The following is a 14,276-nucleotide window of genomic DNA, read 5'->3' as shown; positions in this document are numbered from 1 at the left end:
TACGCAAAGGGTCCCGCTGATCATGTCGCCCGTCGCAGCTTCCACCCTGACCGGTCTCGCCGATCTCGCCGAGTCCGGTGGCGGTCACCACCAGAGCCTGAGCCCCTACCTGACCGGCTTCGGCGCGCTCGGCGGCCTGCTGCTCCTGCTGTGGCTCGTCACCCGCTTCAACCGGGACTAACATGTCCGCCGGAAAGCAGCGCATCGGTGTGATGGGCGGTACCTTCGACCCCATCCACCACGGGCACCTGGTGGCCGCGAGCGAGGTTGCCAGCCTCTTCCACCTCGACGAGGTGGTGTTCGTACCCACCGGGCAGCCCTGGCAGAAGGAAGACCGCGTGGTCTCCGCTGCCGAGGACCGCTATCTGATGACGGTGATCGCCACCGCCTCCAATCCGCAGTTCTCGGTCAGCCGCAGCGACATCGACCGCGCGGGCCGTACGTACACCATCGACACCCTGCGGGACCTGCGGGCGGAGCACCCGGCGGCGGACCTCTTCTTCATCACCGGCGCCGACGCCCTCTCGCAGATCTTCTCCTGGCGCGACGCCGAAGAGCTGTTCTCCCTGGCGCATTTCATCGGCGTGACACGTCCGGGGCATACGCTGTCGGACCCGGGCTTCCCCGAGGGCGGGGTTTCGCTGGTGGAGGTCCCGGCGCTGGCCATCTCCTCCACGGACTGCCGCCAGCGGGTGGCCAAGGGAGATCCTGTCTGGTACTTGGTTCCGGACGGTGTGGTGCGCTACATCGACAAACGCGCGCTGTACCGGGACGCGGCCGGGTAAATCGCGTAACGAACCACTGAAGGGGTTCCTCGTGAACGACGCAAACCCCCGTTGGCAGTATGCCGAGGGCGGTCCCGACAACGAGAGCGACCCTTACGCGCAGGATCCTTACTACCAGCAGCAGCAGTACGGTTACGACGCGTACGGCAGGCCCCTTCAGCAACAGGCGCCTCCGGTGCCGCAGCAGCAGACCTACACCGACCCGTCCCAGACGTACGGCGGCCAGCAGCAGGGCGGCCACCAGCAGGGTCAGCAGCAGGGCGGCCAGCAGAGCGGCCAGCAGCAGGCATGGATCCCGCAGCAGCCGCAGGGCCCGTACTACCAGCAGCCCCAGCAGCAGGTACCGCAGCAGGCGCCGCAGGGATACACCGGGTACCAGACCGGGCAGCAGCCCGTTTACGACACCGGGCAGCAGCCCCTTTACGACACCGGACAGCAGCCCCTTTACGACACGGGGCAGCAGCCCTTCTACGACACCGGGCAGCACGCGGTCTACCAGACCGGTCAGCAGGCCCCCGTCCATGACACCGGACAGCAGCCGATATATGACACGGGGCAGCACCCCGTCCACGAGACCGGCCGGCAGCAAGCCGTACCCGGCGCCGCCGGGCCGGGGCGCCAGAGCGGCCCCGACGCCGACGGGAATTACCACACCGAGCAGTTCGCCTTCCTCGACGAGGACTCCGAGGAGTCCGAAGAGGTCATCGACTGGCTGAAGTTCTCCGAGTCGCGCACCGAGCGGCGCGAGGAGGCCAAGCGCAAGAGCCACAACCGCAAGCGCGGTCTGATCGTGCTGGTGGTGCTGGCGCTCCTCGGCGCCGGCGGGTATCTGTACCAGGCCGGCCGGATCCCCGGGCTGAGCAAGGACAAGAAGACCACCGCGGCCGGCGCCGGCGGCGCCCAGAAGCGCGATGTGATCGTCGTCCACATGCTGCCGGTGAACGGCGGCCCCAGCTCCACCGCGCTGCTCGTCGACAACGGCACCAAGGGGCGCGGGACCACCGTGCTGATCCCCAACTCCCTCCAGGTCACCGGCGACGACGGCACCTCGACCACCCTGGACAAGTCGGTCGCCGACGGTGTCGGCCCGACCCGGGACGCGCTCAACACCCTGCTCGGCACCGACATCAAGGGCAGCTGGCGGCTCGACTCGCCCTATCTGGAGCTGCTGGTCGACTCCCTCGGTGATGTCTTCGTGGACACCGACACCGCGGTCAAGGGCACCGGCAAGGACAGCGGCAGGACCGTGGTGCCCAAGGGCGAGGACCAGGAGCTGACCGGACAGGCGGCGGTCGCGTACGCCACCTACAAGGGGCCGGGCGAGGCGCAGACCGACCAGCTGGCCAGGTTCGGGCAGGTGATGCAGGCGGTACTGAAGAAGATGCCGTCCGACGCCTCCGACGCCACCAAGACCATCCAGGGGCTCAGCCAGATCCTCGACCCGTCGCTCACCGACAAGCAGCTCGGCGCCTCGCTGGCCCAGCTGGCGGAGCTGGCCAAGACCGGCGCCTACGACACCGCGATGATGGCGGTGCAGAAGGACGGCACGCTCAGCCCCCAGGCGACCGACAGCGTGGTCAAGGACGTGCTCGGCGGCAACGTCAAGCAGGCATCCGGTGCCTCGGCCCAGCCGCGGGTCCTGGTCAAGGACGCCACCGGCAACGACAAGGCTGCCGCCAACGCCCAGGCCGCGATCGTCAACGGCGGCACGGACGTCTACGTCCCCGGCGGGAAGGCGGCCACCACGCAGGCCACCTCGCAGGTGCTCTACGGCGACCCGGCCAGGCTCGAAGCCGCGAAGGACGTGGCCGCCACGCTGGGGCTGCCGGCCGGCTCGGTGAAGCAGGGCACGGTGCCGTCGAACGCGGACATCACGGTGGTGCTCGGCAAGGACTACAAGCTGCCCGCGGACAGCTGATCCGGGTCCGCCTCGCCGGGTGAACCGGTCGGGGGCTGTCGGAGGGTCGTGAGACCCTTGAGGGACAAGCCCCCGACCGGAAAGCCGCTTCTGTGACCGCCACTGACCGCTCCATCGAGCTGACCCGCGCCGCCGCACAGGCGGCGGCCGACAAGCTCGCGCACGACATCATCGCCTACGACGTCAGCGACGTGCTCTCCATCACCGACGCCTTCCTGGTGGCCTCCGCGCCGAACGACCGGCAGGTCAAGGCCATCGTGGACGGCATCGAGGAGACCTTGCTCAAGGAGCTGGACGCCAAGCCGGTGCGGCGCGAGGGCGAGCGGGACGGCCGCTGGGTGCTGCTCGACTACATCGACATCGTCGTCCACGTCCAGCACTCCGAGGAGCGGGTCTTCTACGCGCTGGAGCGGCTGTGGAAGGACTGCCCGGAGATCGACCTGCCCGAGGACGCGGTGGCGACCCGCGGCAAGGGCGTCGCCCACGCACAGGCCACCGCGGCGGCCGAGGACGAAGGAGCCTGAGCTGAACGGCAGCAAGGGCGGTCGGGGCCGCCGGATCGTGCTCTGGCGGCACGGCCAGACCGCCTGGAACCTGGAATCGCGCTTCCAGGGCACCACCGACATCGAGCTGACGGAGACCGGTGTGGCCCAGGCCCGCCGGGCCGCCCGGCTGCTGGCCGCGCTCGCCCCGGACGCGATCATCTCCTCCGATCTCAAGCGGGCCGCGGCCACCGCCGCCGAGCTGTCCGCGGTCAGCGGTCTGCCGGTCGCCCACTACGAGGCGCTGCGGGAGACCTACGCGGGCGTCTGGCAGGGCCTGACGCACACCGAGATCGTCGGGCGGTACGGCGAGGAGTACGCCGCGTGGAAGCGCGGTGAGCCGGTGCGGCGCGGCGGCGGTGAGCTGGAGACCGAGGTCGCCGACCGGGCCGCCCCGGTGGTGCTGGCCGCGGCCGACAAGCTCCCCGCGGACGGCGTCCTGGTCGTGGTCAGCCACGGCGGCACCATCCGTACCACCATCGGGCGCCTGCTCGATCTGGACCCGGTCAGCTGGGAGTCCCTCGGCGGCCTGTCCAACTGCTGCTGGTCGGTCCTCGGCGAGGGGGTGCGCGGCTGGCGGCTCAACGAGCACAACGCCGGCACCCTGCCGGAACCCGTCATCGGCGACGACACATAGCCCCTGGCCGGGGGCCTGTGCCCCCGGTCGCAGCCGATTTCGTTTCCGGTGCGCTCACCGGCTATGCTTCTTCTCGTCGCCGCGACAACCGGGCGACCGCGGGGCTGTAGCTCAGTTGGTAGAGCGCTTGCATGGCATGCAAGAGGTCCGGGGTTCAATTCCCCGTAGCTCCACCGCCGAGAGGGCGGGACCTGTCCGCAAAAAACGCGGACCGGGTCCCGCTCTTTTCTTGTGCCTTGGCGTCGCCTCGCGCAGGCGGTGCGAGCGTCGGGCGGGCGGGCGGGCGGGGTCGGGGGCGGGGGCGTTATTTGTGCTGGTCGCGGTAGGTTTCCAGCAGGCGGAGCCAGACTTCGCTGATGGTGGGGAACGCCGGGACCGCGTGCCAGAGGCGGGTCAGGGGGGTCTCACCGGTGATGACGGTGGTCGCCGAGTAGAGGAGTTCGCCGACGCCGGGGCCGGCGAAGGTCGCGCCGACCACGGTGCCGCGGTCCGGGTCGATCAGGACGCGGGCCCTGCCCCGGTAGCCGGCCGCGTACTGGATGGCGCCCGCGACCTGCCCGATGTCGTAGTCGACCACATCGACGCGGCGGCCGGTGCGCTCCGCCTGCTGGGTCGTCAGACCGACGGAGGCGACCTCGGGGTCGGTGAAGACCACCTGCGGGACGGCCACATGGTCCGCGGTCGCGGCATGGGTGCCCCACGGCTCTTCGTCGAGCGGCTCGCCCTTGGCGCGGGCACCGATCACGGCGCCGGCGATACGGGCCTGGTACTTGCCCTGATGGGTCATCAGCGCGCGGTGGTTGACGTCACCGGCCGCGTAGAGCCAGTCGCCTTCGAGGTCCCGCACCCGGAAGGTGTCGTCCACGGTCAGCCAGTCGCCCGGGGTGAGGCCGACCGTCTCCAGGCCGATGTCCCCGGTGCGCGGGGTGCGCCCGGTGGCGAAGAGGATCTCGTCCGCGGCCAGTTCACCGCCGTCCGCCAGCACGATCCGCACCTCGCCGCCCGCATCCCGGGTCACGGACGTGACAGCAGCCCCGAAGCGGATGTCCGCGCCGGCCTCCCGCAGCGATTCCGCGACGAGTTCACCGGCGAAGGGCTCCATCCGTGGCAGCAGCCCGCCGTCGCCGCGGACCAGTACGGTCACCTGCGAACCGAGGGCCTGCCACGCCGTGGCCATCTCGACGGCCACCACCCCGCCGCCGACCACCGCGAGCCGCCGGGGCACCTGGTGGGCGCTGGTCGCGTCGCGGCTGACCCAGGGGATGACGGCGTCGAGTCCGGGCAGGTCGGGCAGCGCCGGGTCGGTGCCGGTGCAGACGGCGACCGTGTGGCGGGCGGTCAGCCGGACCGTCCCGCCGTCCGGGGTCCGTACCGCCACCTGCCGGGGCCCGTCGAGCCGGCCGTGGCCGCGTACCACGTCGACCGAGACCGATGTCAGCCAGTCCACCTGGTCGTCGTCCTGCCAGTGCCGGACGATGTCGTCGCGGTGGGCGAGGACGGCGGGCACGTCCAGCGGGCCGCCGACCGCCTTGCTCAGGCCCGGCACCCGGCGGGCGTCGGCGCGCGCCAGCACCGGCCGCAGCAGGGCCTTGCTCGGCTCGCAGGCCCAGAACGAGCATTCACCGCCGAGGAGTTCGCTCTCCACCACCACCGTGCTCAGTCCGGCGGCACTGGTCCGGTCGGCCACGTTCTCACCGACGGGTCCTGCGCCCAGGACCACCACGTCATAGGTGCGGGGAGTCTCGCTCATGGCAGTGCTCATGGCAGCGCTCCTGTCGCTCCGCGTCCCGTGCCCGGCGGGAGGCTCACCTGCCGGGCAGGCGCTCGGTGATCTCCTGGAGGATCCAGCCGTTGCCGTCCGGGTCGCTGAACTCGGCGAACGAGCCGTAGCTGGCCCGGTCGGGGGCGGGGCCCGGCACCTGTCCCTTCCCGCCGGCGTGGTGGAACACCCCGCCCGCGTCGTGGAACACCTCGCCCACCTCCACACCGCGGCCGACGAGTTCGGACCGGGCGGCCTCGATGTCGGTGACCACCAGGTGGAGTCCCTGGGCGGAGCCGGGAGCCGCGGAGGTGATGCCCTTGCCGAGGGTGACGGAACAGCCCGAGCCGGGCGGGGTGAACTGCACCACCCGGAACGCGTCGCCGGCGACATAGTCGATGTCGAGCCGGAATCCCGCCTGCTCGTAGAAGAGCTTGGCGGCGTCGACGTCGGAGACGGGCAGTACGACTACTTCCAGTTTCATGTCCATGGTCGTTCCGATCTCGGAAGACGCGAGGCCATCTCTCTCAACGTAACACCGCGGTGGTTGCCGTGCGTGCGGGGAAAGGCGCGCCGGAGCCGGCCCGCCCCGGCGCCGTGGCGCCCCGGTTCCGGGCGGGGCGGCGGACCTCAGTCGCGGGCCGCCGCGGTGCGGTCGGCCGTCCCGTGCTTCGCGGCCGCCTCCCGCTCGGCGAGCACCGAGGAGAGCGGCCGGCCGTGGACCGGGCAGCCGATCAGCGGGTCGACGATGGCGCGCAGGCGTTCGATCCGCGCCGCGTCCGCCTCGGCGACCGGGGTGTAGATCACCACGCGGTGGTCGGCCATGCCGTCGATGCTCAGCGAGCTGGAGGTGAGGTTGATGGTGCCCACGGAGTGGTGCCGGAAGACCTTGACGCGCTTGCCGGGGGCCGCCACGTCGCCGCTCGCCCACAGCTGGGCGAAGGCCGGGCTCTCCTCGATCAGGCGGGCGACGAAGGACTCCCAGGCGGGCTCACCCACGTGATTGCCGTAGGAGTGGCGCAGCCGGGCCACCATCCAGGGCAGCTCCTCCGCGCTGTTGACGAAGGTCGAGCAGCAGCCGGGGACGGTGAAGAGCTTGTAGAGCACATTGCGGTCGTGCCGGTCCACCACCGAGGTCATCGGCCACAGCACCCGGTAGGTCTCGTTCGACGCCTGGACGTCGTAACGGGCGTTGTGGACCGCGGCGGGCAGCGGGTTGAGGGCTTCGAGGATGCCCAGCACCTCCTCGCCGACCACCTCAAGGTCCGAGACCGGCTCGCGGACGAAGGGGATGCCGGCCAGCCGGTAGAGGTGCTCGCGCTCCGTGACGTCCAGCTGCAGCACCCGGGCCACCGCGTCGAGCACCTGGACGCTGGCGTTGATCGGACGGCCCTGCTCCAGCCACGTGTACCAGGTCACCCCGACCCCGGCGAGCTGCGCGACCTCCTCGCGGCGCAGCCCGGGCGTGCGGCGGCGGAAGCCCGGCGGCATGCCGACGTCCTGCGGGGCGATCCGGGCCCGGCGGCTGCGCAGGAAACCGGCGAGTTCGGTACGGCGCTGCGCCTGCTGGGTCTGTGCCATGCTGCCATCCTCACCGCAGTCGGCCGGCGGAGCCAGGTGCTGTCAGTACCAGGACCACTGGGCACTCGTTACCGGTACTGAGACTCCCGCAGGCTCTCCTCATGGACAAGAACGTTTCGAGCGGCGGGCCGTCCGCCGCACCCATCGCCACAGCCGACGTACCCACCGCCACAGCCGCCGCACCCATACCCGCTGCCGCTGCCGCGCGTCCGCACGGCGCCGGTCCGGGCGCGGGCGGGGCCGGCCGGGCCGGGCCGCGCGCCGGACTGCTGCTCGCCACCATCCTGGTGGGCCAGTTCATGGCCCTGCTCGACGTCTTCATCGTCAACGTCGGCGCCCCCACCATCCGGGCCGACCTGCACACCTCGGGCGCCGGTCTGCAACTGGTGATCGCCGGCTACACCATCTCCTACGCGGTGCTGCTGATCACCGGCGCCCGGCTCGGCGACCTGCTGGGGCACCGCCGGCTCTTTCTGGCCGGGCTCGCGCTCTTCACCCTCTCCTCGCTGGCCTGCGGGCTCGCCCAGAACACCGGGGAGCTGATCGGCTTCCGCTTCGCGCAGGGCGCCGGCTCGGCGCTGATGGTCCCGCAGGTGCTGAGCCTGCTGCAGCTGAACTTCACCGGTGAGGCCCGCACCCGCGCGATGGGCGTCTACTCCGCGGTGGTGGCCTCCGGTGCCGCGCTCGGCCAGGTGGTCGGCGGGGTGCTGGTCAGCGCGGACCTGTTCGGCAGCGGCTGGCGGCCGGTGTTCCTGGTCAACGTGCCGATCGGGGTGGCGCTGCTGGTGGTCGCACCGCGGGTGCTGCCGGCCGATGCCCGTACCGCCCCCGAGCGGCGGCGCGGCCTTGACCTGCCGGGGCTGGTCGCCCTGGCCGCCGCGGTGACGTTCTTCACCGTGCCGCTGGTCCTCGGGCAGGAGGAGGGCTGGCCGCTGTGGGGCTGGATCTGCCTCGCCCTGAGCGTGGTGTTCTTCGGGCTCTTCATGGCCATCGAGGCGCGGATCGCCCGGCGTGGTGGGGCCCCGCTGGTCTCCGGCCGGGTGCTGAGGGCACCGGGCATGGGCCGGTCGGTCGCGGTGATCATGCTCACCATGGCGATCAACGCCGGTTTCCTCTTCGCGGTCGCCCTGCACCTCCAGTCCGGGCTCGGCTTCAGCGCGCTGCGGACCGGACTGACCTTCGCGGCCTGCGCCGTCACCTTCGGCGGGATCGGCCTGACCTGGCGGCGGCTGCCGGCGGGCTGGCGGCCCTGGCTGGCCACCACCGGCCTGCTGATCTCCGCGGTCTCGCTCGGCGGCCTCGGGCTGGCGCTGCGCGGCGGCGGGACCGGCGGCGGATGGCTGTACGTGACGCTGCTCGGCCTCGGGCTCGGCCTGGGGACGGCCTTCAGCCCGACCTTCACGCTGGCGCTGGCGAAGGTGGCGCCGCAGGACGCGGCGGACGCCAGCGGGCTGCTGGCGACCGTGACCCAGCTGGGCCAGCTGATCGGAGTGGCGACCATCGGCACGCTCTTCCTCAACCGGCTGGCGCTGCCCGGCGCACACCCCTCGGTGCACGCTTTCGCCGTGACCTCGGTCGCGCTGGTCGCGGTGTCGGCGGCCGGTGCGGTGATCGCGGCGCTGCACGGCGGACGGCGCGCGTCCGCCACCGGGGGCGGCACCAAGATCGCGTCCAGCGAGCAGGACGCTGCCCGGCGGCAGGCCGGCGCGCAGGACGACGCGGTGGCGCGTGACAACGCGGTGGCGCGTTACGACACGTCGTCGTCCAGCGCCGGGTAGTCGGTGTAGCCGCGCTCGTCGCCGCCGTAATACGTGGCCCGGTCCGGGGAGTTGAACGGGCCGCCCGAGCGGAGCCGGCGCGGGAGGTCGGGGTTGGCGAGGAAGAGCGCGCCGTAGGAGAGCATGTCGGCGGTGCCGTCCTCGATAAGCGCCAGCTCCTCCGGGCCCGAAGGGCGGCCCACCGTACGGGCGTTGAGGATCACCGTGCCGGCGAACCGCTTGCGCAGCTCCAGGGTCAGCGCCCGTTCGCCGGTCTCGGCGATGTGCAGATAGGCCGGCCCGATCGGCTCCAGCGCCCGCAGCAGCGCGACATAGGCGGGCTCGGGGTCGGGCTCGTCGATGTCGCCGAGAGGGTTCCCGGGGGAGATCCGCAGACCTGTGCGGTGGGCGCCGACCGCGTCCGCCACCGCCCGTACCAGCTCCACCGCGAGCCGGGCACGGCCCTCGTGGTCGCCGCCCCACCGGTCGGTGCGGACATTGGAGTTGGGGGCGAGGAACTGTTGGACCAGATAGCCGTTGGCGCCGTGCACCTCGACCCCGTCGAAGCCTGCCTCGATCGCGTTGCGGGCGGCCGAGACATGGTCGGCGATGGTCTGCCGGATGCCCTCCTCGTCCAGTTCGCGCGGGACGACGTAGTCCTTGGGTCCGTCGGCGGTGTAGATCCGCCCCTTGGCGGCGACCGGTGAAGGGCCCACCGGGTGCAGACCGTCCGGCGACACCGAGGGGTGCCCGATCCGGCCGGTGTGCATCAGCTGGGCGAAGATCCGGCCGCCCTCGGCGTGCACGGCGTCGGTCACCTTGCGCCAGGCGGCGATCTGCTGGTCGCTGTGCAGGCCGGGGGTGTCCGGGTAGCCCTGGCCGGCGGCGGACGGCTGGGTGCCCTCGGTGATGATCAGCCCGGCGGAGGCGCGCTGCGCGTAATAGGAGACGGCGGCCTCGGTGGGGCTCAGTCCAGGCCCGTACGCGCGGCTGCGGGTCATCGGCGCCATGGCGATCCGGTTGGCGAGCCGCAGCCCGGCCAGGTCGATGGGGTCGAACGCGGTGGTCACGGCGGCCTCCAGGCGCGGCGGTCGGTCGGCCGGCGCGCGGCGGTCGGCCCGGCTCACCGTAACCCGGCAAGGGCGGCCCGATTGTTGAGAGTTCATGAACTCCGCGGTGGCCGGGAAACCTCGTCGTCACCTCGGTGGGACCGGCGCCGTGACGGCGGCAAACGATTTGCCGAACCACCCGAGAGGCCGTGTAAAGTACCCCAAGTCGCCGGGTACGTGAGCCGGTGGCCGCGGGGCTGTAGCTCAGTTGGTAGAGCGCTTGCATGGCATGCAAGAGGTCCGGGGTTCAATTCCCCGTAGCTCCACAGATGACAGGGCGGGACCTGTCCGCGACAGCGCGGACGGTTCCCGCCCTTTCCTTGTGCCCTCTTCTGTGCCCTTTTCTGTGCCCGGGCGGGCTCAGCAGATGTTCTCCGTGCAGACCGGGTCACCCTCCGTGCACGCGGTGACGTCGTTCACCACCTGGTGCAGCAGTCCGTAGAGCGTCTCGCGCTGCTCCGCGTCGAGCATCCCCAGCACCTCGTTCTCGGCGGCGGCGAGTGCGAACTCGGCCTTCGCCAGCCGCTCGACGCCCGCGCCGGTCAGGTCCACGATGTGCCGCCTGCGGTCCTCGGGCGAGCGCCTGCGCTCCACCAGGCCGTCGGCCTCCAGGTCGTTCAGCAGGCCGACGACGTTCGTCCCGTCCATCTCCAGAGTCCTGGCCAGCTCCTGCTGGCCGCTGCCGCCGCGCTCGCGCAGCACCGTCATGGCCAGGAGGTGCCGAGGCCGCAGCCCCAGCGGGGCCAGCACGGACTCCGAGCGCAGCCGGATCCGGCGCGCCACGTAGTCCAGCAGCGCGCCCGAGCGGTGTACCGGCTGGTTGAGGACAGGGATGGGGTCCATGGCAGAAGTCTACCCACGCCGGTCCATTCGTAGATGTGCTACAAATGGTTTGTGCTCCACTAACTAATAGCGAAGGACAAACGACATGCCTCACCTTCTGCACATCGACTCGAGCATCAGGGGCGACCAGTCCGTCAGCCGGCGGCTCACCGCCCGGGCCGCGGACGTCTGGCGCGCCGCCCACCCCGACGGCACGGTCACCTACCGTGACCTGGGGAAGAACCCCGTGCCGCACCTGACCGAGGCCAGCGGCCTGGCCCGGATGATTCCGGCGGACCAGCACACGCCGGAGCAGGCCGCGTCGTGGGCTCTGACCGAGGAGCTGATCGGGGAGGTCCGCGAGGCCGACGTCATCCTTCTCGGGGTGCCCCTCTACAACTACGGACCGCCCAGCAGCATCAAGGCGTGGATCGACCACCTGATCGCGCCGGGCCTGTCCTTCAACCCGGAGACCCAGGCCGGGCTCCTCGGCGGCCGTGACCTGGTCGTCCTGGCCAGCCGCGGCGGCGGCTACGGCGCCGGGACCCCGCGCGAGGGCTGGGACCACGCGGAGCCGTGGCTGCCGCACGGCCTCGACCTCACGGGCCTGCAGCCGCGCTTCATCACCGCCGAGCTGACCCTCGCCAAGGACACCCCGGCCATGGCCGGCCTCATCCCGCTGGCCAACCAGAGCCTCGCCGAGGCGGAGCGCGCCATCGACACCCTCTGGCTGCCGGTCGACTCCGCGGTCTGAGTCAGGGAGGTACCGAAGCGGTCTGCGGCATCCGCCGCAGGCCGCTTCCGCGCTTCCCGGTCCCCGGGGTGAGCTGCCCGAACTCCCGGGCCGGCGGCCCCGGATGGGCTCGGTGTGCCGTCAGAGGACCGAGTCATGCGATGTGCGTATCGCGTACGGCGTTGTATACGCGCCCTGTTGGGGTGCCGGGCGGCGCTGCTAGCGTCGGTCGCTGGTGGCTGGAAACGGAGGGTCGGGGTCTGCAACCGGCAATTCGGACAAGGCGTTTGAAGGTGCGAGGAGGTCAAAGCGGCATGCCCGCAGAGGGGTTGGACTCGACCATTCCTTGACCTGCTCTTGGGGAAAACGTATCCCTGGCATGAACTGATCAGCGAAAGAGTATCGCTCTGCGGTACCAGCCGTACGCATAGCGGCAATCGCGGCACCACCGCATCATGCTGCAACTCGCTTCGCATGGGGGTTTCATGAGATTTGAGCGTAAGAGAACCCGCGCCGGACTGGTGGCAGCCGCGGCGCTGCCCCTGGTCGCCGGCGCCCTCGTCCTCGGTGCGCAGTCCGCATCGGCCGATCAGCCGTCCGGGCGCCAGCTCTTGACCGGGACCAAGCCCCTGTGGACGACGGACAAGGCGGACAAGGGATCCACGGCGGACACCAGCAAGGTGAACCTGCGGGTCTACCTCGCCGGCAAGGACGCCAAGGGACTGGCCTCGTACGCGCGGGCGGTCTCGGACCCGAGTTCTGCCTTCTACGGCAAGTATCTGACGGCTGCTCAGACGCAGGCCCGCTACGGCGCCACCGCGTCGCAGGTGTCCGAAGTCACCAACTGGCTGAAGTCCTCGGGCCTGAAGGTGACCGGCACCAACAAGCACTACCTCACCGTCAGCGGTGATGTGTCGGCCGCCGAGAAGGCGTTCGGCACGCAGCTGCACAACTACAGCAAGAGCGGCCACACTTACCACGCCCCCACCGGCACGGCCTCCGCGCCCGCCTCACTGCAGGGCGCCGTACTCACGGTCACCGGACTCGACAACTCCCCGAAGATGTCGTCGCACGACGACACGCTGCCGGCGCCGGAGCCGGCGTTCGTCAACTCGGGGCCGTTCTCCACCTATTACGGTTCGAACACCAACAAGAAGCTTCCCTCGGCGTACGGCAGCAAGGCCCCGTACACGATCAAGGGTTACGCCGGCGACCAGCTGCGTGCCGCCTACGGCGCGGGCAAGTACACCGGCAAGGGCGTCACGGTGGCGATCACCGACGCGTACGCCTCGCCGAACATCGCCAGTGACAGCGCCAAGCTGGCCAAGGACACCGGCGGCCAGAAGTACAAGAAGGGCCAGCTCACCCAGGTGGTGCCCGCGCCCGACGCCTACACCGACGTCGACGCCTGCGGCGGCGCCGGCTGGTACGGCGAGGAGTCGCTCGACGTCGAGTCCGTGCACGCGGTCGCGCCGGACGCCAACATCGTCTACGTCGGTGCCAAGTCCTGCTTCGACGACGACCTGCTCGACTCGCTGAGCACCGTCGTGGACGGCCGGCTGGCCACCATCGTCACCAACTCGTGGGGTGACCTGGAAGCCAACCAGACGCCGGACCTGGCCGCCGCGTACGACTCGGTCTTCCAGCAGGGCGCGGTCGAGGGCATCGGTTTCTACTTCTCCTCGGGTGACGACGGCGACGACGTCATCGACGAGGGCGTGACCGACGTCAACACCCCGGCCAACTCCGACTGGGTCACCTCCGTCGGCGGCACCTCGCTCGCCGTCGGCAAGAACGACAAGTACCTGTGGGAGACCGGCTGGGGCACCGAGCGCGCCCCGCTGTCGGCCGACGGCAAGAGCTGGGACGGCTTCCCCGGCCCCTTCACCTCGGGCGCGGGCGGCGGCACCAGCAAGACCTACACCCAGCCCTTCTACCAGAAGGGTGTCGTCCCCGACTCCCTGGCGCTGGCCAACGGCGGCACCACCAAGATGCGGGTCGAGCCCGACATCGCGGCGGTCGCCGACCCGAACACCGGCTTCCTGGTCGGTGAGACGATGACCTTCCCGAACGGCAAGGCCAAGTACAACGAGTACCGCCTCGGCGGCACCTCGCTGGCCTCCCCGGTCATCGCCGGCGTCCAGGCGCTCGCCGAGCAGGCCCGCGGCGGCGTGCCGATCGGCTTCGCCAACCCGGCCATCTACGACAAGTACGGCACGTCGGCCTACCACGACGTGACCGACCACCCGCTGGGCCGTGGCCAGGGCATCGCCAACGTCCGGGTCGACTTCGCCAACAGCGTCGACGCCTCCGACGGCCTGATCACCTCGCTGCGGACCTTCGGTGTGGACAGCAGCCTGTCCGCGGTCCCCGGCTACGACAACGTGACCGGTGTCGGTACGCCCGGCAAGGACTACGTCTCGTCGTACAAGCCCGCCAAGCCGGGCAAGGGGGGCAAGGGCAAGAAGCACTGACGCCCCTGCTCACCGCCCGTCGGGCCCGCACCGGATCCTCGGTGCGGGCCCGACGGCCGCTACGGTAAACTGGGCGTATGCGAGCCGTGAGCCTCCTGCTTAGCGAGCCGCGCTGACCACGAACCACGTCAGTGCGGCACCCCTCCTGCGCGAGGGGCT

13 protein-coding genes and 2 tRNA genes are annotated in these 14,276 nt (G+C 71.1%); 10 read left to right on the top strand and 5 right to left on the bottom strand.

What is annotated here, in order from left to right; translation table 11 throughout:
• Window positions 1-22 precede the first annotated feature (22 nt).
• The 6 genes from OG552_RS11620 to OG552_RS11595 all read left to right on the top strand — a co-directional run bounded on the left by OG552_RS11620 (window position 23) and on the right by OG552_RS11595 (window position 4,055).
• Window positions 23-181 carry a hypothetical protein gene (locus OG552_RS11620; RefSeq protein ID WP_329131938.1) on the top strand — a complete coding sequence of 53 codons (159 nt, stop codon included), beginning with the start codon at window positions 23-25 and terminating at the stop codon, window positions 179-181.
• Between the two features lies 1 nt (window position 182).
• Window positions 183-785, top strand: coding sequence for a nicotinate-nucleotide adenylyltransferase (nadD, locus tag OG552_RS11615; protein ID WP_329131936.1), 603 nt, complete (start codon window positions 183-185; stop codon window positions 783-785).
• A 31-nt stretch (window positions 786-816) separates the two neighbouring features.
• Window positions 817-2,703: an LCP family protein gene (locus tag OG552_RS11610; protein ID WP_329131934.1), complete on the top strand. Its 1,887-nt coding sequence runs from the start codon at window positions 817-819 to the stop codon at window positions 2,701-2,703.
• A gap of 92 nt (window positions 2,704-2,795) precedes the next feature.
• The gene (gene rsfS, locus OG552_RS11605) at window positions 2,796-3,227 is read left to right on the top strand and encodes a ribosome silencing factor (protein ID WP_329131932.1); all 432 of its coding nucleotides are present in this window, start codon (window positions 2,796-2,798) and stop codon (window positions 3,225-3,227) included.
• Between the two features lies 1 nt (window position 3,228).
• Complete coding sequence (locus OG552_RS11600; protein ID WP_329140738.1) at window positions 3,229-3,882, top strand: histidine phosphatase family protein; 654 nt, start codon at window positions 3,229-3,231, stop codon at window positions 3,880-3,882.
• 100 nt (window positions 3,883-3,982) lie between these two features.
• Window positions 3,983-4,055: transfer RNA gene (locus tag OG552_RS11595), tRNA-Ala, on the top strand.
• Between the two features lie 131 nt (window positions 4,056-4,186).
• Here OG552_RS11595 and OG552_RS11590 read toward each other — a convergent pair.
• The 3 genes from OG552_RS11590 to OG552_RS11580 all read right to left on the bottom strand — a co-directional run bounded on the left by OG552_RS11590 (window position 4,187) and on the right by OG552_RS11580 (window position 7,222).
• Complete coding sequence (locus tag OG552_RS11590) at window positions 4,187-5,632, bottom strand: dihydrolipoyl dehydrogenase family protein (protein ID WP_329140736.1); 1,446 nt, start codon at window positions 5,630-5,632, stop codon at window positions 4,187-4,189.
• 55 nt (window positions 5,633-5,687) lie between these two features.
• The gene (locus OG552_RS11585; RefSeq protein ID WP_329131929.1) at window positions 5,688-6,131 is read right to left on the bottom strand and encodes a VOC family protein; all 444 of its coding nucleotides are present in this window, start codon (window positions 6,129-6,131) and stop codon (window positions 5,688-5,690) included.
• Window positions 6,132-6,271: 140 nt separating this feature from the next.
• Window positions 6,272-7,222, bottom strand: coding sequence for a helix-turn-helix transcriptional regulator (locus tag OG552_RS11580; protein WP_329131927.1), 951 nt, complete (start codon window positions 7,220-7,222; stop codon window positions 6,272-6,274).
• Between the two features lie 101 nt (window positions 7,223-7,323).
• Between OG552_RS11580 and OG552_RS11575 the strand changes: the two genes are divergently transcribed.
• Window positions 7,324-9,000: an MFS transporter gene (locus tag OG552_RS11575; protein ID WP_329131925.1), complete on the top strand. Its 1,677-nt coding sequence runs from the start codon at window positions 7,324-7,326 to the stop codon at window positions 8,998-9,000.
• On the opposite strand, the gene OG552_RS11570 is transcribed toward OG552_RS11575, so the two are convergent.
• Window positions 8,970-10,049, bottom strand: a complete 1,080-nt coding sequence (locus tag OG552_RS11570; RefSeq protein WP_329131923.1) for an alkene reductase — start codon at window positions 10,047-10,049, stop codon at window positions 8,970-8,972. The genes OG552_RS11575 and OG552_RS11570 overlap by 31 nt on opposite strands.
• 232 nt (window positions 10,050-10,281) lie before the next feature.
• On the opposite strand from OG552_RS11570, the gene OG552_RS11565 reads away from it, so the two are divergent.
• A tRNA-Ala gene (locus OG552_RS11565) sits at window positions 10,282-10,354 on the top strand.
• Between the two features lie 94 nt (window positions 10,355-10,448).
• On the opposite strand, the gene OG552_RS11560 is transcribed toward OG552_RS11565, so the two are convergent.
• The gene (locus tag OG552_RS11560; RefSeq protein ID WP_329131921.1) at window positions 10,449-10,931 is read right to left on the bottom strand and encodes a MarR family winged helix-turn-helix transcriptional regulator; all 483 of its coding nucleotides are present in this window, start codon (window positions 10,929-10,931) and stop codon (window positions 10,449-10,451) included.
• An 85-nt stretch (window positions 10,932-11,016) separates the two neighbouring features.
• On the opposite strand from OG552_RS11560, the gene OG552_RS11555 reads away from it, so the two are divergent.
• Complete coding sequence (locus OG552_RS11555) at window positions 11,017-11,664, top strand: FMN-dependent NADH-azoreductase (RefSeq protein ID WP_329131920.1); 648 nt, start codon at window positions 11,017-11,019, stop codon at window positions 11,662-11,664.
• A gap of 464 nt (window positions 11,665-12,128) precedes the next feature.
• Window positions 12,129-14,117 (top strand): S53 family peptidase, encoded by a 1,989-nt coding sequence (locus OG552_RS11550; RefSeq protein WP_329131918.1) that lies wholly within the window; start codon window positions 12,129-12,131, stop codon window positions 14,115-14,117.
• Window positions 14,118-14,276: the final 159 nt, after the last annotated feature.

It is taken from the genome of Streptomyces sp. NBC_01476 (assembly GCF_036227265.1).
Taxonomy (GTDB): Bacteria; Actinomycetota; Actinomycetes; order Streptomycetales; family Streptomycetaceae; genus Actinacidiphila.
This window is presented reverse-complemented; position numbering and strand designations above follow the sequence as displayed.